At 60.4% G+C, this 23,619-nt stretch carries 21 protein-coding genes; 12 read left to right on the forward strand and 9 right to left on the reverse strand.

Annotated elements, in window-relative coordinates; translation table 11 throughout:
- The 3 genes from ABYO54_RS01690 to ABYO54_RS01700 form a co-directional block, all read right to left on the reverse strand.
- A partial coding sequence (locus ABYO54_RS01690) for a carbon starvation CstA family protein (RefSeq protein ID WP_372806269.1) occupies positions 1-669 on the reverse strand: 669 nt, incomplete at its 3' end.
- Between the two features lie 40 nt (positions 670-709).
- Entirely contained in the window at positions 710-1,714 is a 1,005-nt protein-coding gene (locus ABYO54_RS01695; protein ID WP_372806271.1) for a sensor histidine kinase, read from the reverse strand.
- On the reverse strand, positions 1,711-2,718 hold the full coding sequence (locus tag ABYO54_RS01700) for a sensor histidine kinase (protein WP_372806273.1): 1,008 nt from the start codon (positions 2,716-2,718) through the stop codon (positions 1,711-1,713). The genes ABYO54_RS01695 and ABYO54_RS01700 overlap by 4 nt, the downstream gene beginning before the upstream one ends.
- Positions 2,719-3,132: 414 nt before the next feature.
- On the opposite strand from ABYO54_RS01700, the gene gcvT reads away from it, so the two are divergent.
- The 5 genes from gcvT (at position 3,133) to ABYO54_RS01725 (ending at position 8,133) form a co-directional block, all read left to right on the forward strand.
- Positions 3,133-4,200, forward strand: coding sequence for a glycine cleavage system aminomethyltransferase GcvT (gcvT, locus tag ABYO54_RS01705; protein ID WP_372806275.1), 1,068 nt, complete (start codon positions 3,133-3,135; stop codon positions 4,198-4,200).
- 95 nt (positions 4,201-4,295) lie between these two features.
- Positions 4,296-5,648, forward strand: coding sequence for an aminomethyl-transferring glycine dehydrogenase subunit GcvPA (gcvPA, locus tag ABYO54_RS01710; protein WP_372806277.1), 1,353 nt, complete (start codon positions 4,296-4,298; stop codon positions 5,646-5,648).
- Between the two features lie 49 nt (positions 5,649-5,697).
- Positions 5,698-7,146 carry an aminomethyl-transferring glycine dehydrogenase subunit GcvPB gene (gene gcvPB / locus ABYO54_RS01715; RefSeq protein ID WP_372806279.1) on the forward strand — a complete coding sequence of 483 codons (1,449 nt, stop codon included), beginning with the start codon at positions 5,698-5,700 and terminating at the stop codon, positions 7,144-7,146.
- A 93-nt stretch (positions 7,147-7,239) separates the two neighbouring features.
- Positions 7,240-7,455: a hypothetical protein gene (locus ABYO54_RS01720; protein ID WP_372806281.1), complete on the forward strand. Its 216-nt coding sequence runs from the start codon at positions 7,240-7,242 to the stop codon at positions 7,453-7,455.
- Positions 7,456-7,557: 102 nt separating this feature from the next.
- Positions 7,558-8,133: a histidine phosphatase family protein gene (locus tag ABYO54_RS01725; RefSeq protein ID WP_372806282.1), complete on the forward strand. Its 576-nt coding sequence runs from the start codon at positions 7,558-7,560 to the stop codon at positions 8,131-8,133.
- Here ABYO54_RS01725 and ABYO54_RS01730 read toward each other — a convergent pair.
- The 3 genes from ABYO54_RS01730 to rsmI form a co-directional block, all read right to left on the reverse strand.
- Entirely contained in the window at positions 8,130-9,581 is a 1,452-nt protein-coding gene (locus ABYO54_RS01730; RefSeq protein WP_372806284.1) for a PP2C family protein-serine/threonine phosphatase, read from the reverse strand. The genes ABYO54_RS01725 and ABYO54_RS01730 overlap by 4 nt on opposite strands.
- Positions 9,582-9,588: 7 nt before the next feature.
- Positions 9,589-10,125 carry an STAS domain-containing protein gene (locus ABYO54_RS01735; RefSeq protein ID WP_372806286.1) on the reverse strand — a complete coding sequence of 179 codons (537 nt, stop codon included), beginning with the start codon at positions 10,123-10,125 and terminating at the stop codon, positions 9,589-9,591.
- Between the two features lie 95 nt (positions 10,126-10,220).
- Positions 10,221-10,898: a 16S rRNA (cytidine(1402)-2'-O)-methyltransferase gene (gene rsmI, locus ABYO54_RS01740; protein WP_372806288.1), complete on the reverse strand. Its 678-nt coding sequence runs from the start codon at positions 10,896-10,898 to the stop codon at positions 10,221-10,223.
- Positions 10,899-11,039: 141 nt separating this feature from the next.
- Between rsmI and ABYO54_RS01745 the strand changes: the two genes are divergently transcribed.
- The 6 genes from ABYO54_RS01745 (at position 11,040) to ABYO54_RS01770 (ending at position 20,518) form a co-directional block, all read left to right on the forward strand.
- On the forward strand, positions 11,040-12,344 hold the full coding sequence (locus ABYO54_RS01745; protein WP_372806290.1) for an MFS transporter: 1,305 nt from the start codon (positions 11,040-11,042) through the stop codon (positions 12,342-12,344).
- 63 nt (positions 12,345-12,407) lie between these two features.
- On the forward strand, positions 12,408-12,638 hold the full coding sequence (locus ABYO54_RS01750) for a hypothetical protein (protein ID WP_372806292.1): 231 nt from the start codon (positions 12,408-12,410) through the stop codon (positions 12,636-12,638).
- A 99-nt stretch (positions 12,639-12,737) separates the two neighbouring features.
- On the forward strand, positions 12,738-13,817 hold the full coding sequence (gene rsgA / locus ABYO54_RS01755) for a ribosome small subunit-dependent GTPase A (protein ID WP_372806294.1): 1,080 nt from the start codon (positions 12,738-12,740) through the stop codon (positions 13,815-13,817).
- Positions 13,817-14,272, forward strand: coding sequence for an acyl-CoA thioesterase (locus ABYO54_RS01760; protein ID WP_372806305.1), 456 nt, complete (start codon positions 13,817-13,819; stop codon positions 14,270-14,272). The genes rsgA and ABYO54_RS01760 overlap by 1 nt, the downstream gene beginning before the upstream one ends.
- Positions 14,273-14,448: 176 nt before the next feature.
- On the forward strand, positions 14,449-19,020 hold the full coding sequence (gene gltB, locus ABYO54_RS01765) for a glutamate synthase large subunit (RefSeq protein WP_372806307.1): 4,572 nt from the start codon (positions 14,449-14,451) through the stop codon (positions 19,018-19,020).
- 25 nt (positions 19,021-19,045) lie between these two features.
- The gene (locus ABYO54_RS01770; protein ID WP_372806295.1) at positions 19,046-20,518 is read left to right on the forward strand and encodes a glutamate synthase subunit beta; all 1,473 of its coding nucleotides are present in this window, start codon (positions 19,046-19,048) and stop codon (positions 20,516-20,518) included.
- Between the two features lie 97 nt (positions 20,519-20,615).
- Here the strand turns inward: ABYO54_RS01770 and ABYO54_RS01775 are convergent, their stop codons facing one another.
- Together ABYO54_RS01775 and ABYO54_RS01780 are read right to left on the reverse strand one after the other, a co-directional pair.
- Positions 20,616-20,978, reverse strand: coding sequence for a group 1 truncated hemoglobin (locus ABYO54_RS01775; RefSeq protein ID WP_372806297.1), 363 nt, complete (start codon positions 20,976-20,978; stop codon positions 20,616-20,618).
- Between the two features lie 158 nt (positions 20,979-21,136).
- Complete coding sequence (locus ABYO54_RS01780; RefSeq protein WP_372806299.1) at positions 21,137-21,421, reverse strand: hypothetical protein; 285 nt, start codon at positions 21,419-21,421, stop codon at positions 21,137-21,139.
- Positions 21,422-21,514: 93 nt separating this feature from the next.
- Here ABYO54_RS01780 and ABYO54_RS01785 point away from each other — a divergent pair, with 93 nt between their 5' ends.
- Positions 21,515-22,306 (forward strand): dihydrodipicolinate synthase family protein, encoded by a 792-nt coding sequence (locus tag ABYO54_RS01785; protein ID WP_372806301.1) that lies wholly within the window; start codon positions 21,515-21,517, stop codon positions 22,304-22,306.
- Position 22,307: 1 nt separating this feature from the next.
- Here the strand turns inward: ABYO54_RS01785 and ABYO54_RS01790 are convergent, their stop codons facing one another.
- Positions 22,308-23,594, reverse strand: a complete 1,287-nt coding sequence (locus ABYO54_RS01790; RefSeq protein ID WP_372806303.1) for a hypothetical protein — start codon at positions 23,592-23,594, stop codon at positions 22,308-22,310.
- Positions 23,595-23,619 lie beyond the last annotated feature (25 nt).

The following is a 23,619-nucleotide window of genomic DNA, read 5'->3' on the forward strand; positions in this document are numbered from 1 at the left end:
CCAAATGCCGACGTCGGAGAGGCCGCCGAAGCCTTGGAGGGTGATCGGCAGCCACGCCCCGGCCACGATGGTTGCGTACATGAGGACGGTCGCAATGAGGCCGTACGCGATGTGCGACTTGCCGCGTTTATAGACCATGAATCCGAGCCAGACGGCGATGGGCAGCTGGAGCCACACGGGTATCACCGAGGCCGGAAAAATACTGAAAACGGCGGCGATCACCACGCCGAAGATGGCCACCACCAGCCAGAGCGCGAAAAAGATAATCAGCATGAAGAGCGATTTGACGCGCGGGTTGACGACGTCGCCCGCGATATCGCCGATCGAGCGCCCTTCGTGGCGCAGCGAGATCATCATCGAACCGAAGTCGTGGACGGCGCCCATGAAGATCGAGCCGAGCAACACCCAGACGAGTGCCGGAACCCAGCCCCAGATGATGGCGATGGCGGGGCCGACGATCGGGCCCGTTCCGGCGATCGAGGTGAAGTGGTGGCCGAACAGCACCGTCTTGTCGGTGGCCACGAAGTCGATTCCATCGTGGTGGGTTTTGCTCGGGCACTTGGCGGCGGGATCGACCTTGAAGATCCGGCGGGCGAGGAAGCGGCCATAGGTGTGGTAGGCCACGATGTAGAGCGCGGCGGCGATTGCGGCGAGGATCAATGAATTCATAATCGCGTGTTCTATTGCTTTTTAGGTCGCGAAGAAAGTCTTAAGCCTTGGTTTTGCGGAGGGTACATTCAACGCGGGTTTTTTGGTTGGGCAGGGAAGCGATGCGGAGGCGGGCGCCGATTTTGGCGGCCCGGTAGTTCATGATGGGCAATCCGATGCCGTCGCTTTCGTGGTTTCCGAACGGGGTGCCGTTGTTTTCGATGAAGAGGATGGTGGTATCGTGGTTTTCTTCGATGCCGATTTCGATCCGCGATGGTTTGGCGTGCTGGATCGCGTTGGAGACCGCTTCGTGGACGATCTGCCAAAGGTGGTGGGTTGTTTCCGGGTCGAGCACCGCGTTGCTTGCTGCGGAAACGCATTCGACCTCGACGCCGGAAAGATAGGTGAGCTGCGCCGAGAGCGCGCGGATGGAGGGTGCGAGTTCGATCGGCGCGCCCGTCCCCGGAACGGCAAGGTGTTCGAGCATCATCAGGTCGTTAATGCAGGTTTCGATTGCGCCGACCAGGTTGGTTCCCTGCGGAGCCAGCGCATGGCCCGTGGATTCGAGGTGTTCGGCCAGTTGCTTGCCGATGCCGCGCATGGTTTTGAGTTCGCTCAGCGGGGCTTCGAGCAGAACCTTGAGAATGTTGGAATACTCCTGTTCTTCGGCCGCGATCAGGTGCCGGGTCAAGTCGCTCAGGTTACGGGTCCGTTCTTCGATCAGCTCCTCGAGCGAATTGTTGAGGCGGATCTTGCGGTCGCGGGTACTCTTGAACAGAACGGCGCCGTGGCCGAAAAGCAATTGCAGGCCAAGTCCGAGAGGATTGAAGGCCTCGTGGAGGATATCTCCCCCGCTGTGGACCAAGGTTAAAACGGCGAAGTGGTAGGGAATGCATAGCAAGGTTGTCGTGATAACGCCGCGGTTGCCGGCCAGCCAGCCGGCCAGCAGGGTGAGCGGGATGGAGGCGAGGAACACCGTGATGCTGAGTGTTGGAAATAGGAGATAGCTGAAGGCAATGTAGGATGCCCAAGCGGCAATCAGCAGCATTCGGTCTTTTCTTTTCATGTTGCGTGCCCCTCCGTTTCCAGGGGGATACCGAAGTGGAATGCCGAGCGCCAATGTTGCGAAGGCAAGCCGTCGATGTGGCCGGCGAGCATGTTCAAGCGATACTTGATCAACTGTGCCTCCAGGGAGTCCCCGATGGCACCCGCCAAGGGGGGGCCGTCGTGGGCCACTTGGATATCGATCCGGTCCGAATCGTGTTTCAAGGCCATGTCGATCGTTTGCGGCACGCATTCCTGGGTAATCAGCAACGCGGTTTCCTGGCAAATGCGGTAGATTTGGAGGGCCTTGTTCGGGGGAAGCGATGCCAGGTCGCCCTCGATTTTGATCGAAATCCGGGTATTGCGCAATGTTTGGATGCAGGCCTCCAGCTCGTCCAGTGCGGAATGAAGGCCGATTGTCTCGAGCTGGACCGGAAAGAGCAACCGGGCGGTCTGCCGAATGTTGTTGTGAACGGTTCGCGCCCGGGTCGTCAAGGAATGGGCCGGTGCGGCGCCTGGGTTGTGGTCGGCATTGAGTTGTTCCGAGAGCGAGGTGGCATAGAGCTGGATGCCCGTCAGCTGCTGACCGATGCTGTCGTGCAAATCCCGCCCGTGCGCGGTTCGCCTGGCCTCGGCGCGCTGAATCAGCCGGCGCGTCATTTTTTCGAGCGTGGCGTTGCGCTTGGCCACGGTTTCATCCAGCCAGTTGGTTGTTTCCTGAATGGCTCTCAGGTTGTTCCGCTGTGTGCCGACAATGAACACGACCGTGACGAGGAGGGCGGTGCCTGCAATCCGGTCGGTGTAATATACGTAGCTGTTTGCAAAGTGTTGGTAGATCAGGAATTGGTGGGTCAGTGTGGGCAAGAGTAGCAACAGCCCGATGGTTCGCCCGTAGAGCCAGCTGCCGGCAGCAAGCAGGACGACGGACCCGAATAAAACATTGCTGTTGAACCGGGGGAATAGGACAAACGCCGCAACTGCATACGTTACGCAGGCCAGCCCGAAGAGGAGTTGCTGCTTATTCATGCCGCGGGAGTCCCCTTCGCCGGAACATTTTCAGCCGGCGGACCGGCTCCGGGGATGGATGCCCGGATCCGTTCGGGGGTGCATGCGACTGCCGAGGCGTTGATGGTTCGTGTTTGCATGGCGTAGCTTCTTTCCTCCTAGGATGCTCCGTCACGTTGTAAATACTTTGCCGTCCAAGGGAAAGCATTCGTTGTGATTCTGTTGGGTTGACAAATAGGACCGAAACGGGACAAGTTTCGCGCTCGGTTTACTTCGGGCGGGTTGATTCGGCTGTTTTTTTTCCCGCGATGATTGCGGGGGCGGCTTTCGTGGGCCCGCCCGGCAGGTGCGCGACGAGGAAATCCGGGGGCCTGCGTAAAAAGAGGAAGAATCGGGTTGTTGCGCCCGGCCGAATGATACATTGTCTACAATATCATGAAAACAACACCACTATATACTCGGCATATCGAACTCGGCGCCCGCATGGGCGAATTCGGCGGATGGGACATGCCCATTCAATACAAAGGCATTCTGGACGAACATGCCCAAACCCGCACGAAGGCCTCCGTCTTCGATATTTGCCACATGGGCGAATTCGAGCTGTCCGGCCCGACCGCCCTGGCGGATCTCGAGCGGCTGCTCACCTGCCGCCTCGGCTCGCTCGCCGTCGGCCAGGTCCGCTACGGCTTCATGCTCAACGACGATGGCGGCACCATCGACGATCTCACCGCCTACCGCATGGCCGACGATCGCTTCATGCTCGTCGTAAACGCCGGCACTGCCGAAAAAGACGCCGAATGGATTAAAAGCCGAATTTCGGAAACCACCCGATTTGTCGACCTCTCGGCCGAAACGGCCAAGCTCGATGTACAGGGCCCCGAATCGCGCAAAGTGCTCGAAGACGTGCTGGGCGGGGTGCCTGAGCTCGGTTACTTCCGTTTCGCGACCCTCGACAACGGCAACCTGATCAGCCGCACCGGCTACACCGGGGAGTGGGGCTACGAAATCTATCTGCCCAACGAAGAAGCGCTCGCGCTCTGGGACCGGCTGGTGGCGCACGACCTCTGCGCGCCCGGCGGCCTGGGGGCGCGCGACACGCTCCGCCTTGAAATGGGCTACTCCCTCTACGGGCACGAACTGTCCGATTCCCGCACCCCGGCGGCCACCTCGCGCGGCATGTTCATCTATCTGGAGAAGGATTTCATCGGCAAACCAAACGTCGCCGCCGATCTCGCCGATCCCGAATTCCTGCTGGTGGGCCTCAAGTTCGCCTCCAAGCGCGCCGCCCGCGAGCACGACAAGATCTACGTCGAAGAGACCGCGGTCGGCGAAGTCACCAGCGGCTCCGTCGCCCCCAGCCTCGACGTTGCCGTCGCCATGGCCTTCGTCAAACCCGAATACGCCGAGCTCGGCCGCGAACTCCAGGTCGAGATCCGCAACAAGCGCTTCCCCGCCGAAGTCGTCGACCTCCCCTTTTACAAACACGGTTCCGCACGAGGATAGTTTAATACAATAATCACCGACAAAATATTTCGGGATCAGGTGGATGACGCCGTCGTCTTATCCGTAATCGTTTTGTCGAATAAAAGGCAGTTGATATGAAAAAGACACCGTTTTGCGCAACGAGCGAGCAGGATCAGAAGGCTATGTTCGAAACACTGGGCATTGCCGATTTCGACGATCTGTTCGCCGCGATTCCCGACGACCTCCAGTGCGGGGGGCTCAATATTCCCGAAGGCCTCTCCGAAATGGAGATGATGCAGCACATCCGCAAGATCGCCTCGAAAAACACGACCAATCTCGTGAATTTCTGCGGAGCCGGGTTCTACGACCACTACATTCCGGCGGCCGTCGACGCGCTTTCCAGCCGCGGCGAGTTCTACACCGCCTACACGCCCTACCAGCCCGAGGCCTCGCAGGGCACCTTGCAGGCCGCCTTCGAATACCAGACCGCCATCTGCCGCCTGACCGACATGGAAGTCGCCAATGCCTCGCTGTTCGATGGCGGAACCGCATTGATCGAGGGCATCATGATGGCCCTGCGCCAAACGCGCCGCAACAAGGTGCTCGTCGATGAAGGCGTCAGCCCGATCTACCGCAAAATGCTCCGCTGCTACACGCAAAACCTGTCGGTCGACTATCAGGAAATTCCGCTGTCCGGCGACGGCGTGGCCGACCGCGGCGCGCATCTCGAGGCGCTCGACGACTCCGTGGGTGCCGTCGTGTTGCAGAACCCCAACTTTTTCGGCTGTCTGGACAACCTGACCGATCTGATCGAAAAGATCCACGAGGTGAAGGCGCTGGCCATCATGTCGGCCTATCCGATGGCGCTCTCGCACGTCGAAACCCCCGGCGCCATGGGGGCCGACATCGTCACCGGCGAAGGGCAGAGCCTCGGGTTGCCGCTCAACTTCGGCGGCCCCTACCTCGGCTTCATGGCCACCAAGAAGGAGTTTGTTCGCAAGATGCCCGGCCGTATCGTCGGCGAAACCTGCGACGCAGCCGGCCGGCGCGGCTATGTGCTCACCCTCCAGGCGCGCGAGCAGCACATCCGCCGCGAAAAGGCGATGTCCAACATCTGTTCCAACGTCCAGCTCTGCGCGTTGCGCGCCATCATCTATCTCTCGCTCGTCGGGCGCGAGGGCTTCCTCGAAGTCGGTCGCGACTGCATGGACCGCGCCTCCTACGCCTACCAAAAAATCATCGCGATCGACGGGGTCGAGCCGGCCTTCAACCGCCGCTTCTTCAACGAGTTCGCCGTGCGATTGCCGAAAAATGCAACGGAAGTCGTCAGCGCCCTCGTCGATCAGGGCATCGCCGCCGGCTTCCCCGTCGGCCGCTACTACGAAGGCATGGAGAACGTCCTTCTGCTCGCCTTCACCGAAAAGCGCACCAAGGAGGAAATCGATATCCTCGTCGCCAAACTCGAGAGCGCCATCAGCCACGCGTAACGGGTAATGCCTTGCGGGAAGCACCAATTACGAATTAAGGATGACTAAAATGAAACTGATCTATGAAAAATCGTCGCCGGGGCGCCCCGGGGTTCAAATGACTTCGATCCGGATTTCCGCGACGGAGGAGATTCCGTCGAAATACCTGCGGAGCAAGCCCGCCGGGCTGCCGGAGGTTTCGGAAGCGGAGGTGGTGCGCCACTTCACGGCGCTGTCGCGCCTGAACTTTTCGGTCGACACCCATTTCTATCCGCTGGGTTCCTGCACGATGAAATACAACCCGAAGGCGTGCGAGGCGGCGGCCAATCTCCCGGCGCTGACCGGAATGCATCCGCTCTGGCCGCAGCTGCGCGGCGGGGGGCTCCTGACGCAGGGGTCGCTGGAAATCCTTTACAACACCGAGCGGCTGCTTTCCGAGGCGACCGGCCTGGCGGAATTCACGCTCCAGCCGATGGCGGGTGCGCACGGCGAGATGACGGGCGTGATGATGATGGCGGCCTACCACAAGGACCGCGGAAATGCGGACAAGGACCACATCATCATTCCCGATTCGGCCCACGGCACCAACCCGGCCAGCGCGCGCGTTGCGGGCTACAAGGTGGTCACCGTCCCCTCCGATAAAAACGGCGTGATGGATTTCGACCTCTTTATGGGGGCGCTCAACGAAAAGACGGCGGGCGTGATGCTCACGAGCCCCAATACGCTCGGCCGCTTCAATCCACGCATCAAGGACATCTGCGACGCGGTGCACGAGGTCGATGGGCTGATGTATTACGACGGCGCCAACTTCAACGCCATCATGGGCCGCTACCGTCCCGGCGAGATGGGCTTCGACATCTGCCACCTGAACCTGCACAAGTCGTTCGCGACCCCGCACGGCGGGGGCGGGCCCGGCGCGGGCCCGGTCGGCGTGGTCGAAAAACTGCGGCCGTTCCTGCCGATTTCGCGCGTCGAGAAAACCAGGGACGGCACCTATGCGCTGAACTATGACGAGCCCAAGAGCATCGGCTACATTGCCCCGTTCTATGGCAACTTCGGCATCATCGCGCGGGCCTACGCCTATATTTTGTCGCTGGGACGCGACGGCATGCTGGGCACCAGCAACCGCGCCGTGCTCAACGCCAACTATCTCCAGGAAAAGCTCCGCCCGCTCTTCGGCGTGGAATACAAGGGGCGCTGCATGCACGAATTCGTCTATTCCGGCGACGTACTCAAGCAATACGGCCTCCACACGCTGGATTTGGCCAAGGGCATGATCGATCGCGGCATCCACCCGCCGACCGTCTATTTCCCGCTCAATGTCTCCGAGGCAATCATGGTCGAACCGACCGAAAGCGAGGATCGCGACACGCTCGATCACTTCGTGGAGGTGATGGAAGAGCTGTTCGAGCTGGCCAAGACCGACCCCGAAAAATTGCACCAGGCCCCGGTAACCACCCCCGTTGGACGGCTCGACGAGGTGAAGGCCGCGCGCGACATGCGGCTAAGTTATACGTGACAAACATGATTTTATTGGTACTATATTGAACGTTCTCCGATTGGATGGGTCGTTAACCTCAGTTGGAAACAATTAACCTATAGGAGTGCCAACATGAAGAAAATGATGAGTATTGCCGCAGTCGTACTGATGATGGCCGGAACCGCCGCCTATGCGTGCGACGGATGTGGATGCACCGCCAAGAAGGCCGAAAAGAAAGCCGAATGCGCGTCCTGTTCGAAGGAAAAGCAGGCCGATGCCAAGAAGTGCGCCGAAGGTTGCAAGAAGGAATGTTGCGCCAAGAAAGCCGAATGCGGCGCCACGAAATAAGGCGCGACGACATTCGCAACAAAAACCTCTCCGGATGCGGAGGGGTTTTTTTGTGCCCGCAAGGGGGTTGAAGTCGGAGCCCGCTTCCGGTTTATTGGCCCCGTGAAGCCGCTGAAAAACAGATACTATGCCTTTCGCCACGGGGAGAGCCTTGCCAACGTCGAGGGGATCATCGTCAGCGATCCGGCGGTTGGCACGGTGAAGTATGGCCTGTCCGAGAACGGCCGGCACCAGGTGCGCGAGAGCATCTCCTCCGCCGGCGAGTTCGATTCGGATGCGCTGATCGTCTCTTCGGATTTCAAGCGCACGGCGGAGACCGCGGAAATCATCCGCGAGGTGCTGGGGGCGGCGCCGGTCGTTTTCGATACGCGGCTGCGCGAACGCTTTTTCGGCGCTTGGGAAGGGGCTTCCCACGAAAACTATTCCCTGGCCTGGAAGAAGGATGCCTACGATCCCGATCGGGTTTTCAACGGAGCGGAAAGCACCAATTCGGTGCGCGAGCGGATGTGGGCGGTCGTCGAGGCGATGGAGGAGGCCCATTCCGGAAGGCAAATCATTCTCGTTTCCCATGGCGACCCGTTGATGTTGCTGAACACGGCATTCGAGGGAATGGATTCCCGGAGCCACCGTTCGCTGCCCTATTTCAAGACCGCCGGGTGGCGGCGGCTCAATGGCTAGCGGATCTTGATGGCGAGCATCGTCATGTCGTCCGACTGCCGGTTGTTTCCCGTGAAGGCCAGCACATGGCGGTGGATATTGGCCAGCAGTTCCGGTGCCGAGGCATCGGCCATTGATTCAATGGCGTTGCAAAGGTTCCCGATGCCCCATTCGTCGCCGCCGGCGTTCATGGCCTCGGTTATGCCATCGGTGTAGCTCACCACCAGGTCGCCGGGTTTCAAGAAAAGGTTCTTCGTTTCGATCACTTCGCCGAAGGTTTCGTTGTCGACCAGCCCGATGGCGATGCCGGCGGTTTCGGCCTGTACGGCTTTGGGCTCGCCGTTGCGGACGACAATGGGGGCTTCGTGGCCGGCGCGGGCATAGCTCAACTGGTTGGTTTCCAGATTGAGCACCATGTAGAGCATGGTGATGAACATGTCTTCGGCCAAGTTGTTGCTCAAGGTGCGGTTGAGCGAGCAGAGCATGCCGGCGGGATCGTAGACGTTTGCCGCGTTGACGCGCAACACGCTGCGGCATACGGCCATCATGAGGGCCCCGCCGATGCCTTTGCCGCTGACGTCGGCAATGGCGAGGCCGATGTGCTTTTCATCGATGGCGATGAAGTCGTAGTAGTCGCCGCCGATTTCCATGGCGGGAAGGTTGAAGGCGGCGAGATCGACCGTATCGAACGTGGGCACGACCTGCGGGAGCAGGGAGTTCTGGATCTGTTGGGCAATCTGGATGCCGCGGTCGAGTTCCCGTTTTTCTTCCAGGGCTTCCTGGAGGCCGGCATAGTGGATCGGCACCGAGGCCTGGGCGGCCAGCGCCTGCGCCAGGTTGAGGTCGGCCTGGGCAAACTGGCCGCCGTTGGTTCGGTTGACGAGCGTCATGATGCCGATCGTGTGGTTCCCGAAGCGCATCGGCACCAGGAGCATGGTTCGGATCCGGAGGAACGCGACCGGCAGTTGCGGGACGCGCGAATCCAGTTCCGCGTCCTCGACGAGAATGGAGTTGCCCAGCACCGCGGCTTCGCCAATGAGCCCCTTGCCGAGGGGAATCGGGGTGTTCTTGACGAGGGTCGATAGATGGATGGAGGCGTTTTGTTGCAGGTCGATGTGGTTGAGGTCGATCTCGAACGGGGGCGGGAACACCCCCGAGACCGACCGGGCTTCCAGCCGCGAAGTGCGCGTGTTGACGAGGTAGATGGCGCCCGAGCCCGCCCGGCAGGTGCGGACGGCATAGTGCAGCACCCGGTTCAGCAGGCTGTCCATGTCCACGGTTTCGGAGTCGGCGAAGACTTCCCCGACATTGTGCACGAACCCGAGGGCGACCTCCTTTTCCTGCACCAGAATGTCGCGCTCGTGGCGGAGTTTGACGCGGCGGCGGTGGCTGTTGAAGAGGATTATGCCGATGATCGACGGCAGAAGGAGGTCGAGGAAGATGGTTAACCAAAGTAGAAAACCATGCATCGGTCGCCTACTTGTTGCTTAGATTGCGGACATCGTCTTGGAGAAACTCGAGGACGGATTTGAATTTGTTGAAGTTTTCCGGATTGATGTCGACGAGGGTTTCGTGGGCTTCAAGCGTTGTCTTGGCGGAGTCGAGCTTGTTGGCGAAGTCGGCCTCCAGCGTTTGGGTGCCGGTGGCCTGTTGGGCCATCACATCCGTTTCCTCGGTCGTCGGCGACATCGAATAGTCCACCACGCGATCCACGCCGAGCGTGACCAAGAGCTTCTTGTTTTTTTCGGATAGGTTGATGAGCTTGAAGCTGCAGTCCGGCTTGCTCTTGATGAGGCAGGCCAGCCCGGCGACGACGCCCATGAAGGTGCTGTCCATGCCCGTGCAGTCCGACATGTCGATCCAGATGCGGGTTGCCGAATGCGAATCCATCACCTGATGGATGAATTGTTTCATCGGCGGACTGACTTTGAAGGAGCCGCGTCCTTCCACCCGTATGACGACGGTCTTGTCAATATACGCTGCCGTTAGGTTGTCGTTATTGCCCGAACCCATTAATGAACCCCTCGAAAATTACCCGAACTGACACGGATAGTAGCACCGACCGAACCGAGATCAACGCGAATAGTAGCAAAAAGTGCCAAACGGCCCTAGTGTGCCGGCTGAACGATCACCACGCACTCGCCCTTTACCGTGCGTCCCTCGTACCGGGCTAGGATTTCCGCCGGGGTTCCGGTGGAGAGCTCTTCGAATTTTTTGGTCAGTTCGCGGCCGACGAAAACGGTGCGCTCGGCGCCGAGGTGCTCCTGGATCTCGCCGAGCAACTTGAGCAGGCGGTACGGGGATTCGTAGAAAACCACGGGTAGATCGGCCTCTTTCCACTTTTCCAGGTCCCGTTTGCGGCCGCCGCTCTTGTGCGGCAAAAAACCCGCGAAAATGAACCCCTTTTCGCCGAACCCGCTGAGCGCCACGGCGGTGGTGACGGCGGCCGGTCCCGGTACGGAGGTGATCGGGATGCCGGCTTCATGGCAAAGCAGGACCACGCGGGATCCCGGATCGGAGATGCACGGCATGCCCGAGTCGGTGATCATCGCCACGGCCTGGCCCTGCTGGATGCGCTCGACGATCTGGTCCGCCCGCTGTTTTTCGTTGAACTTGTGGCAGCTCATCAGATGGGTGGCGATTTCGTAGCGATCCGTCAGCCGCCGCGAGTGGCGGGTGTCCTCGGCCACGATCAGGTCGGCTTCTTTCAGCGTTTCGAGCGCCCTGAACGAGAGATCCCCAAGGTTGCCGATGGGGGTTCCAACAATATAAAGTCCTGCTTCCATGCCGATCACAGTAGGGGATCGGCGGCGATGCGCCAACCCGAATCGGCTCGAAGGGCATTGCGCCAGAAAGAAGGGCCGCTTGGCGCTTCATTGGTTCCAAACGGGCTTGCATGGGGATTCCGTTGCCGACAACATGGGCCGATGCTTACGGATCAACAGAGAAACAAGGCCTTCAACATCATCATCGTTACCCAGTGCCTGGGAATGCTTTCGTCGTCCTTTTTCCAGAACGGTTTTTTCCTGAACTATTTCACGGAATTGGGCATCAGCAGTTCCTCCATTGCGTTTTTGATTGCGGGTTTGCCTTCGTTGGTAGGGGCGTTGCTGATGCTGCCGTTTGCCTATTTGGCGGATCGGAAGGGAAAAATGAGGCTGGCGCTGATCGGGCAGGTGCTCGTGGTGGGCGGCTTGGCCCTGACCTTTGCGGCGGGATGGTTCGGCCCGGGGGCGGCGTGGGCCGTCATTGCGGGATCGATCATTGTGGGTTCCATCGGCGGCAGTCTGCAGGGCGCGAGCTGGTTTGCGCTGCTCAGCCCCATCATTCCCAAAGAGATCCGCGGTCGTTTTTTCGGCCGCCTGCGCGTGACGTTCCAGACCGTTACCATCGTCTTTTCGCTGTTGATCGCGAAGGCGCTCGGAATGTCCCATGCCATGGCGGTTTTCCAGGCAATTGTCGGCATTGCGGTGGTGGCCCAGGCGATTCGCTATTTTACCTATTCCCGGATCCCCGAATTGGAGAAGGAGCACGACGAAGTCAAACCGCGGCAATCGTTCTGGCAGTCGTTGGTTTCCGTGTTCCAGATCCGCGGGTACGGGCAATTCAATGGCTATATCCTTCTGATCACGCTCTTTACCTCCGGCGTTCCGATTGTTTTCGGGCTGATGCAAAAGGACGTTTTCGGGTTTTCTCCCGCCCAGATCACGCTGATGGGAACCTTCTTCCTGGCCGGTAGCGTGGCGGGCAATGTCATCGGCGGGCCGCTGGTCGACCGGCTGGGAACGCGGATCGTTTTTTTGTTGGCGCATGTCTCCTATGCCGTCGTCCTGCTCGGGATGCTGGCGCGCCACTGGGTCCCGTGGCCGCTCACGATCCACGCCGGCCTCTGCGCGTTCTTCTTTAGTTTGCTGCAGGGCACGAAGGGCATCGCCACCACATCCGAGATGCTCGGATTGATCCCCGCAAGCAACCGCTCGCTTTCAACCTCCGTCTGCATGACGCTGTTCAGTCTGGGGGCCGCCGCCTCCGGCATGTTTGTTTCGCGGTCGATTGCGTGGGGGATTCTCTCGCCGAAATGGCAGATGCTGGGCCGCGAATTCACGGCCTACGATTCCCTGCTTCTCGCCTTCGCCTTCATGATTCTGCTGTTGCTCGCGACCATCGGGCTGGTGCCGAAAATCATCAAGAAGGCGCAGTTGTTTCCCGGCAGCGGCTACCCGAGAATTTGATGCTGAAAAAGGTTGTCCGTCGATTCTCAGGTGGTATTATATCTCCTTGTGAGGAAGGTGATTATGATGAAATATTCCATGAAGGAAGAGGTGGTCGTCCATCCGGTTGACGGAATGCAACTTACCGAGGGCTACATCCGGGAGGATGGGGCCGCGCATTACAGAGGTTGCCTGCCCGGCCTGGAGCCGGAAGCGGGCGACACGATCGAAGATGTGCTCCTGCGGTTGGCTCGCAAGGCCAAGGCATACTATGGCGACGATGTCGTTGTTGAGCTGGTGCCGCACCATGCATAGGAACTGCGTTTCGTGTCGAACGGATTTCGTGAACATTTGCATTCATCGGCGGTTCCGTCCGTGCTATTGCTTTTCCCGGTTTGGAAAAGGAATGCCTGAATGACGCTCGAGGAATTTGGTTATAGCGAATGGTTTGCCGCACAGATCGACCCGGAAACGGAGTCGGGTCAGACCGTGGCGCGTGTCACGGCCATCCACAAAGGCGAGTGCGAGGTCTCCGACGGCGAAGAAACCCATGCCGCCAAAATGACCGGGCGCATGCGCCACCAGGCCACCTCCAAGCTCGACTATCCCACCGTCGGCGACTGGGTGCTGGTGAAGGATTTCGAAGGCGAGGGCTTCGGGCGGATCGTCCGCGTGCTCGACCGCCAATCGGAGCTGAAGCGAAAGAGCTCCGGCCGCACCACCCGGCATCAGCTCATCGCCGCAAACATCGACGTCGCGTTCATCATGCAGACGCTCGGGCCGGGCTACAACCTCAAGCGGCTTGAGCGCTATTTGGTGATGGTCAACGAAAGCGGCATCGAGCCCGTCGTGCTGCTGAGCAAGTCCGATTTGCTCAAGCCCGAGGAACTTGCCGTCAAAATCGCCGAGGTCGAAGAGCGCATGCCCGGCATCCGCGTGTTTACCTTCAGCAACGTCGATCGCGACGGGCTGGATGAGGTGATGGCGCTGTTCGAACCGAAAAAGACCTATTGCGTCATCGGCACGTCCGGGGTCGGCAAAACCTCCCTGCTCAACAACCTGCTGGGCGAAGAGGACTACCTCTTCACCTTGCCCGTGCGCGACAAGGACGGAAAGGGGCTGCATTCCACCACGTGGCGCGAACTGATCACCCTCGATAACGGCGCGCACGTCGTCGATACCCCGGGCATGCGCGAGCTCGGCAACCTCGACGTCAACGAAGGGATCGATGAAACCTTCGACGACATCCTCGCGCTTTCCGCCCAATGCAAGTTCAACGATTGCTCCCACGTCTTGACCAAGGGTTGCGCCGTCATCGCCGCCGTCGAACGCGGCCAGATTGCCGAAGCGCGCTACAACAACTATGTCCGCCTCATGAAAGAGGCTGCCTTCCATGAGCAGTCCGCCCTGGAAAAGCGCGACCACGACAAAAAGCTCAGCCGCTTCTACCGCTCGACCCTCAGCCAAAGCCGTAAAATGAAGGGCGATGCTTGATGGAGTACCTGTTCGAAACCGAAATGATGGTGCGCGACTACGAGTGCGACCTGCAGGGCATCGTCAACAACGCCGTCTACCAAAACTACCTCGAACACGCCCGCCACGAATTCCTCCACGCGATCGGGCTCGATTTCGCCCAACTCTGCGCCGACGGCATCGACGCCGTCGTCACCCGCATCGAGATCGACTACAAGTTTCCGCTCCAGCCGCGCGACGCATTCGTCGTCAAGGTCGGCATGCACAAGCAGGGCCGCCTTCGCTTCGTTTTCGATCAGGCCATCTTCCGGAAAGCCGACGGCAAGCCCATCGTTGCGGCGCAGGTCACGGGCGTCCTGACCCAAAACGGACGGCCCATTGCGCCCGACTTGTTCGACGAGGTTCTCGCCGCCAATGGCAGGGAATCCCGACCGGATTTTCCGGGGATTGGCGACCGGGGTGCCGGGCGGGCCTAAGCGTGGCCCAATCATTGGAATTCCTTAACGACTCCCTATTTAGACGCGTTGAGGGATTGACTTGAGCGGCCTGCCTAGGCAAATTACCCCGCTATTTTATCTGAACCACATATCGAGGTTTTTTTATGGACAAAAAAACGACCCCTTATAAGGAAGAGAAGCTGAACGCGTTCGGAATGCCCGAAGGAAAAGGCATGTACCGTTCCGATTTCGAGCACACCAGTTGCGGCATCGGCTTCGTCGCCAACCTGAAAGGCCGCAAAAAGCACTCCATCATTTCGGATGCCCTCGGCATGCTCTCCTGCATGGAGCACCGCGGCGGTACCGGGTTCGACATCAAGTCCGGCGACGGGGCCGGCATCCTGTTCCAGATCCCGCACGAACTTTTCCTCGAAGAATGCCCCAAGGCCGGCATCAAGCTGCCCAAGTTCGGCGAATACGGCGTCGGCATGACCTTTTTCCCGCGCGACGAGGTCAAGCAGGCCGAATGCAAGGAGATCATTGAACGCAACCTCCGGAAAATGGGGATGCCCTTGCTCGGGTACCGTGTCGTGCCCGTAGATAATTCCGACCTGGGCCGCGACTCCGCCGCCACGGAACCGAGCGTCCAGCAGATCTTTATCGGGAAGCCCGCCGGCATGTCGGTCGAAAAGTTCGACCGCAAGCTTTTCGTCTTCCGCAAATACACCGAGCGCATCGCGAACGAAACCGTTTCGGGCATCGGCCCGGGCGGGCTGAACATCATCTCCTGCTCCTACAAGACCATCAACTACAAGGGGCAGCTGGTCACCGAGCAGGTCCCCCGCTACTTCCTCGACCTGCAGAACGAGTCCGCCGTCAGCGCCATCGCGCTGGTGCATTCGCGCTTCTCCACCAACACCTTCCCCTCCTGGAAGCTGGCCCAGCCGTTCCGCTACATCGCGCACAACGGCGAAATCAACACCAACAAGGGCAACATCAACTGGATGCGCGCTCGCGAAGTGCTGCTCACCTGCACCGCCTTCTCCCGCGAAGAACTCGAGATGATCTTCCCGATCTGCGATGTCAAGGCCTCCGACTCCGCCAACCTCGACATGGCCATCGAAATGCTCGTCCTCAGCGGGCGCTCGCTGCCGCACGTGCTGATGATGCTGATTCCCGAAGCGTGGCAGAACGACGAGGAGATGGATCCCGTCAAACGCGCCTTCTACGAATTCCATTCCGCCATGATGGAGCCGTGGGACGGCCCCGCATCCGTCTGCTTCACCGACGGCGTGCTCGTGGGCGCAACCCTCGACCGCAACGGGCTGCGCCCGTCGCGCTATTGCGTTACGGAGGACGACACCCTGATCATGGCGTCCGAAACCGGCGCCATCAACGTCGACCACACCAAGGTCAAGTTCCGCGGCCGCCTCCAGCCCGGCAAAATGTTCGTGGCCGACCTGGAGCAGGGACGCATTATTTCGGACGAGGAGCTCAAGGCCGATATCTGCTCGCGCCAGCCCTACGGCGAATGGGTCAAGCAGACGATGGTTCATCTCAAGGATCTGCCGTCGCGCGCCGACTACGAGCTCAAGCAGCCCAGCGAACAGACGCTTTTCCGTCGCCAGCAGACCTTCGGATTCTCCTACGAGGACATCACCGACATCATCAAGCCGATGGCGGTCGAAGGCAAGGAACCGCTCGGATCGATGGGGGCCGACAACCCGATTGCCGTGCTGTCCGACCGCCCGGTCCAGCTGTCGCACTATTTCAAGCAGCTCTTCGCACAGGTCACCAACCCGCCGATCGATCCGATCCGCGAACGCATCGTCATGGACCTGCGCACCTACGTGGGCGGCTTCAAGAACATCCTGACCGAGTCGCCGGAGCATTGCCGCCGCGTGGCCATCAAGCAACCGGTGCTGACCAACGAGGAGCTCGAAAAGCTCATCTTCATGGACCAAAACCATTTCCAGACCAAGCGCCTGGAAATCGTCTTCCCGGCCAACGGCATGCCCGGCACGCTCGAGCGCACGCTCGACCGCGTCTGCCGCTATGCCGAGGACGCCATCGACGAAGGCTACTCCACCATCCTGCTTTCCGACTTCACGACCAACTCCGACCATGCGCCGATTCCTTCCGTGCTGGCGGCGGCGGCCGTGCACCACTACCTCATCCGCGCCGGCAAGCGCGGCAAGGCCGACATCGTGATGGAAGTCGGCGATGTGCGCGAAGTCCACCACTTCGCCGCCATCCTCGGCTACGGCGCTTCCGCGGTGAATCCCTACATGGCGCTCGACACCATTCGCCAAATGGAAAAAGACGACCTGCTCAACGGCATCTCGTCCACCAAGGCGATCCAGAACTACATCAAGGCCATCAACGGCGGACTGCTCAAGATCTTCTCCAAGATGGGGATTTCCACCCTCGCCTCCTACCAAGGCGCGCAGATCTTCGAGATCGTCGGCATCAACTCCGATGTGGTCGAAAAATACTTCACCGGAACCGTCAGCCGCATCGAAGGCCTCAGCCTCGACGACATCGCCAAGGAAGCCTTGATGAAGCACCGCAAGGGCTTCCCGCCGCGCGGCGGCGGCGCCAAGGTGCTCGATCCCGGCGGCGACTACCACTGGCGCAAGGATGGCGAACGCCATCTCTTCAACCCGACGGTCATCAACCTGCTGCAGGAATGCACCCGCAACAACGACTACGCGCTCTACAAGAAATACTGCGCCGCGGTCGACGACCAGAACACCGCGGCCTGCACCCTGCGCGGTCTGATGGAATTCGCCTCCGACCGCCAGCCGATCCCGCTTTCCGAGGTCGAACCGGCCGAAAACATCCTCAAGCGCTTCGCCACCGGTGCCATGTCGTTCGGCTCCATTTCGTGGGAAGCCCACACGACGCTCGCCATTGCAATGAACCGCATCGGCTCGCGCTCCAACTCCGGCGAAGGCGGCGAGGATCCGATTCGCTACACGCCGCTTGAAAACGGCGACAGCATGAGCTCGGCGACCAAGCAGGTGGCGTCCGGCCGTTTCGGCGTCAACAGCTACTACCTCAGCCAGGCCAAGGAAATCCAGATCAAGATGGCCCAGGGCGCCAAGCCCGGCGAAGGCGGCCAGCTGCCGGGCCACAAGGTCAACGGCTGGATCGGCCGCACCCGCAATTCCACGCCGGGCGTGGGCTTGATCTCCCCGCCGCCCCACCACGACATCTATTCGATCGAAGACTTGGCCCAGCTGATCTACGACCTGAAGAACGCCAACCGCGATGCGCGCATCAATGTGAAGCTGGTGTCGGAAACCGGCGTTGGAACCGTGGCCGCCGGGGTCTGCAAGGCCAAGGCCGATGCGGTCCTCATTGCCGGTTACGACGGGGGGACGGGCGCCTCGCCGCTCAGCTCCATCAAACACGCCGGCCTGCCGTGGGAACTCGGCCTGTCCGAAACCCACCAGACGCTCGTCCGCAACCGCCTGCGCAACCGCATCGTGGTCCAGGCCGACGGCCAGATGAAGACCTCGCGCGACCTCGCGATTGCCACGTTGCTCGGCGCGGAGGAATGGGGCGTGGCGACGGCGGCGCTGGTGGTGCAGGGCTGCATCATGATGCGCAAATGCCACAGCAACACCTGCCCGGTCGGCATCGCCACCCAGCGCGGCGAACTGCGCGCGAAGTTCGACGGCAACCCCGACCACGTGGTCAACTTCTTCAAGTTCCTCGTCGAGGGGCTGCGCGAAATCATGGCCGAGCTGGGCTTCCGCTCCATCAACGAGATGGTCGGCAACTCGCAGTGCCTCAAGTTCCGCGACAACGTCGACCATTGGAAATACAAAAACCTGGATCTCTCGCCCATCCTCCACAAGGAAACGATCGGCCAAGAGGAGGGTACGTTCCATTCCAAGGACCAGAACCACATGCTCGAAAGCGTGCTCGACTGGAAACTGGTCGATGCCGCCAAGCCCGCGCTCGAAAACGCGCAAAAGGTCGAAGCGGAATTCGACGTGGTCAACACCGACCGCGCCATCGGCACCATCCTCTCGCATGAGGTGACCAAGATCTACAAGGACCAGGGGCTGCCCGACGGCACCATCCACTTCAAGCTCAATGGCTCGATCGGACAGTCGATGGGCGCGTTCATGTGCAAAGGCATCGAGCTGGAGCTCGAAGGCGACGCCAACGACTATGTCGGCAAAGGCCTTTCGGGCGGCCAGCTGGTCATCTACCCGAACAAGCTCGCGAAGTTCGTTGCGGAAGAGAACATCCTGGTCGGCAACGTCTGCTTCTATGGGGCGACCGGCGGCAAGGCCTACATCCGCGGCGTGGCGGGCGAACGCTTCTGCGTTCGCAACTCCGGCGCGGAAGTGGTGGTCGAAGGGATCGGCGACCATGGTTGCGAATACATGACCGGCGGCAAGGCGATCATCCTCGGCAAGACCGGCCGCAACTTTGGCGCGGGTATGTCGGGCGGGATCGCCTATGTCTACGACGCGGACGGCGATTTTGCCGATCGGTGCAACATGGAGATGATTGGCCTCGAGAAGGTGCATGCCATCGCCGAAGTGGCAGCGCTCAAGGAAATGGTTGCCACGCACCAGCTCAAGACCGGATCGACCGTCGCGGCCGGCTTGCTGGAAAATTGGGAGCAGTCGCTGGAGAAATTCGTGAAGGTGCTGCCGAAAGACTACAAACGCATGCTCGAATTCATCGAAGAGGTTCGTGCTTCCGGCAACTTCGATACCGAAGAGGAAATCGTTGATGCCGCGTTTGAATTGTCGATTGCCTAATCGTTAGCCGGAAGGAGTTTTTATCATGGGAAAGCCAACTGGATTTTTGGAATTTGTAAGGACCACCAACCCGATGCGCCCCGAAGAGGAACGCGTCAAGGATTGGGATGAAGTGTATGTGCTCCGCGATGAGCAGACCTGCCGCGAGCAGGGCGCCCGCTGCATGGACTGCGGCGTACCCTTTTGCCACCGCGGGGTGATGATGCAGGGCGGCGCCAGCGGATGCCCGATCAACAACCTCATCCCCGAGTGGAACGATCTGATCTACCGCAACCGCTGGAAAGAGGCGCTCGACCGCCTGCACCACACCAACAACTTCCCGGAGTTCACCGGCCGCGTCTGCCCGGCTCCGTGCGAAGCCGGTTGCGTGCTCGGCATCATCGAGCCTGCGGTAACGATCCACGACAACGAACGCACCATCATCGACAAGGGGTTTGAAAACGGCTGGGTGGTCCCCGAGCCGCCCGAAGTCCGCACCGGCAAGAAGGTCGCCGTCGTCGGTTCCGGTCCAGCGGGGCTCGCCTGCGCCGCGCAGCTCAACAAGGCCGGACACAACGTGACCGTCTACGAGCGCGCCGACCGCATCGGCGGCCTGCTGATGTACGGCATCCCGAACATGAAACTCGACAAGGCCGTTGTGCAGCGCCGCGTCGACATTCTCGCCGCCGAAGGCATCGAGTTCAAGACGGGCATCGAAGTCGGCAAGGATATCCCGGCCGACGAGCTGAAAAGGCAATACGACGCCATCGTGCTCACCACGGGCGCCACCAAGCCGCGCGACCTTCCCGTCGAAGGCCGCGACCTCAAGGGGGTTTATTTCGCCATGGAGTTCCTCGGCGCCAACACGAAAAGCCTGCTCGACAGCAAGCTCGAAGACGGCAACTACATCTCCGCCAAGGGGAAGAAAGTAATCGTCATCGGCGGCGGCGACACCGGTACCGACTGCGTTGGAACCTCGCTCCGCCATGGATGCGAGAAGGTGACCCAGCTCGAGATCCTTCCGAAACCCGAAGCCGACCGCAACCGTTCCTCCAACCCCTGGCCGCAGTGGCCCGCCAACCTGAAGACCGACTACGGCCAGCAGGAAGCCATCAAACTGCAGGGCGAAGATCCGCGCAATTTCTCGGTCATGACCCAGAAATTCGAGGGCGATGCCGACGGCAACCTGGTGGCCATCCACACGGTTGAAGTCGAGTGGGTCGACCGCGCGCCGAAAGCCATTCCGGGAACCGAAAAGCGCACGGAAGCGGATCTGGTTCTGCTGGCGATGGGCTTCCTCGGTCCGGAAGATCCGGTCGCGGAACAGCTCGGCGTCGAACGCGACGCGCGTTCCAACTACAAGGCCGACCACGAAATCTACACGACCAACGTCGACGGCGTCTTTGCCGCGGGCGACTCCCGCCGCGGGCAGTCGCTCATCGTCTGGGCCATCAACGAAGGCCGCGGCGCCGCCCGCGAGGTAGACACCTACCTGATGGGCGACACCGTCCTACCGTAAACGGCGCAGAGCACCGTTCTACGAACCAAAACCCGGAGCCGCCGCAAGGAACTCCGGGTTTTCGTTTTCTAACTCATGGAATTGCGCGGATGGATGATTAAACACCAATAATTTCGCGGCGCATGCTGTATAGGGCGAAGAGCACTTCTTCCTGCTCGCGTTGTCCAATGTCGTTGGCAGTCAACGAATCGAGTATGTCGTCGCAGACGGCCATGAATTCCGCCGCGTCGATGTTCATGCCCTTATGGGTTTCGAGCATGTTTTTGCCTTCGTAGACCTCGGGGCCGCCCGTGGCCTGGATGAAGAAGTTGGCAGCGCCTTGGCGCACCGCCTCGAGATTGTCGAGGTGCTTGTAGCGAGCTTGGATCTGCGGATTGGCCAGATGCTTGTCCAGCGCATCGCTGGCGATGCGGGTGATTCCCTCCGTGCCACCGAGTCTTTCATATAGTGAATCTGTCATTGCCGTCTCCTGTCGATTTTCGCGGCATCCATCATGAACACCGCGCCTAACGACACGGAATCTTAATAGCGTCCGGCGGGCTGTCGAGGATAAACGCGGGGAATATAAGTTCGTAAAGGATAGGTGTTTGGAACCCCATTCGGTTACGGTGCCGAGACTTAGGGGTCGTTGGCGCGGTCGGCTTCCTCGGTGGTGACCGCCACTTTGATGGCCTGAAGCTCGGCGGTGATGAGCTGGTCGATGGTGGTGTTCGGGCATTGGCTGAGCAACTCGGAGAGATCCTCGGTTTTCTCGAAGATGGTTTCCGGTTGGCCGTCCCCGGGTGCGTTTCGGCGGACTTCGAACCGGTATTCATGTTCGGCCCGGTCGCTGGCGGTAACGAACAGGTGGTGATCGATCCCCTGATACAGGAATTGGTCTTCGGCAATGATATGTCCTCTCATAGATGACCTCCGTTGTTGGCTGGAATATAAAGCATATCCCAAAGATTGGAAAGTTGGTTTTCGCTCCCGTTCGAAACCGCTAGGGTGTGGGGCATGAACAGGGCATTTAGAGGTTTGGTGGTTCCGGTGCTGACGCCGTTCGCGGAATCGGGGGAAATCGACCGGCGCGCATTTATCGAGCACTTGGAATATCTATCGCACCACGGCATTCGCCGCATCATGGTGAATGGGACGACGGCGGAGTTTTTTTCGCTTTTTCCGGAGGAGCGCAGAACGCAATTGATGCTGGCTCGCCGCCATTTTTCGGGGCTGATCGTGGCGCACGCCGGCGGGCTTGGGCTGAAGCAAAACCTGGAGGAGGTGCGCTGGGCAAACGAGCTCGGGGCCGATGCCGTGGCCGCGCTGCCGCCGATCTATCCGGCGGGGCTTTCGGAAGCGGGCGTCATTGAATATTTCAAGGCGCTCGGAGCGGCGGCCGAGGTGCCGTTCATTCTCTACAATTTCCCGAAGCATGCGGGGAATGCGCTTACGCCGCGCATTCTGGCCGCGGTTCCGCACGCGGCCCTGAAGGATTCGGCGCAGAATTTCGAACTGATGGAGCATACCCCCAGCTATTTCGTGGGCAGCAGCACCAACATTTTCGAGCCGATCCAGCAAGGCGCCGCGGGCTTCGTTGCCGCCACCGCCAATGTGCGCCCGGAGCTCTACGCCGCCATGGAAATGCTGCTGGTCGATGCCAAGGTGGGCGAGGCGGCGGTGATGCAGCAGGAAATCAGGGCCTACAGCGCGCAGTTCAGCACGGGGGGCGTCCCCGCGCTCAAGCAGGCGATTGCCCGCAAGTTGCCCGGGTATCCCGCGCACGTGCGCTGCCCGTTGCGTCCTTGAGCTAGAAGCTGTAGCGGAGGCCCAGGTTGACGTTGCTGTTTTTGCGCATCTGCCCAAAAAAGGTGTGGTCGTGTTCGCCCACGAAAAAGTTGCCGTTGGCGGAGACCGTCCAATGGTCGTTGACCTTATAGGTCGCGACCGGGCGGAAATAGGCATCGTTGTCGGACGGCGAATAGAAGGTGAAGAGACCGACCACCAGGTTTTGGTTCATCAGCATCTTCGTTAGGCGCAGCGTCAGCACGTGGCGAAACTCGTCGCGCGCGGCGGCGGTGCTCCCGAAGAGGGCGTTGTAGTCCTGTTCGTAGTCGTCGTGGTCCATCATCCACTCGAGATAATACTGCACGCCCGCGTTCAGGTCCTTGGCGATCTCGCGCTCGTAGCCCATCAGCCAGCGGAACTCGTCGTTGGGCACCATCTGCGTGGCGTCGGTTTGCTCGCGCGAGTCGTAGTAGCCCAGCTCCACGTTGGCCAGGCCGTTGCCGACCGATCCCTTGGCGCTCGCGCCCCAGACGTTCAGGCGCGGGAAGTAGGCCTCGCCCTCCGCCAGGTCCATCCCGACCGGGCTTTTCCAGAAGCCGTGGTAGCCGTAGAGCGCGCCTTCCCAGTTCAGCAGCGGACGATAGAAGCGCGCCGAGAGTTCGTGGTCCTGGAACCACCCGTCGCGTTCTCGGGCATTGAACTCGGTTCCGGTAATCTCCTGTGCCATCGGGCTCCAGTAGGAGAGGCGCGAGCCGTCCACGTAGCGGTCGGCATCCATCTGCGGCATGTAGGCCACATCGATGCTGCCGATCGCCGGGAAAAAGCTGGCATAGATCGCGTCCGAGGGCGCCTTCAGATATTCCTCGTCGCGCCCGAGCATGAACGAGTTCCAATCCTTCGGGAACAGGTCGTTGATGAAGAGCAGGTCGCCCGTGCCCCACGTCAGGATTTGGCGGCCGACCTTCATGTCGGCCCAGTCGATCGGCGTGAACAGCAGATTGAACTCGCGCAGGTCGATGAACCCGTCGCCGTTGTCGAGGTTGATCTTTTCCGGGTCGTCCGCCAACGCGTCGTAGAGCAGGTCGGCGCGCACCTGCAGCTCGGCGGCGTCGAAGTAGGTCAGCGCATCGAGCTGCAACCGCGCTTCGCCCAAGCCCATCTGATCCTGAGACGGATCGTTTTGCGTCCGCGCTCCCGCCCGCGTTTCCGCGAAGCCGTGGAGTTCGGTATCCAGCGCATGTGCTCCTGATGTCAGGAGCAATGCGCTGATGAAACTTGAAACCTGAAACTTGAAACTTGAATTAGCCATGACCTGTCCTTTGTTTCTTCGCGTC

Origin of the sequence: Pontiella sp. (genome assembly GCF_041622395.1) — a bacterium.
GTDB lineage: Bacteria > Verrucomicrobiota > Kiritimatiellia > Kiritimatiellales > Pontiellaceae > Pontiella.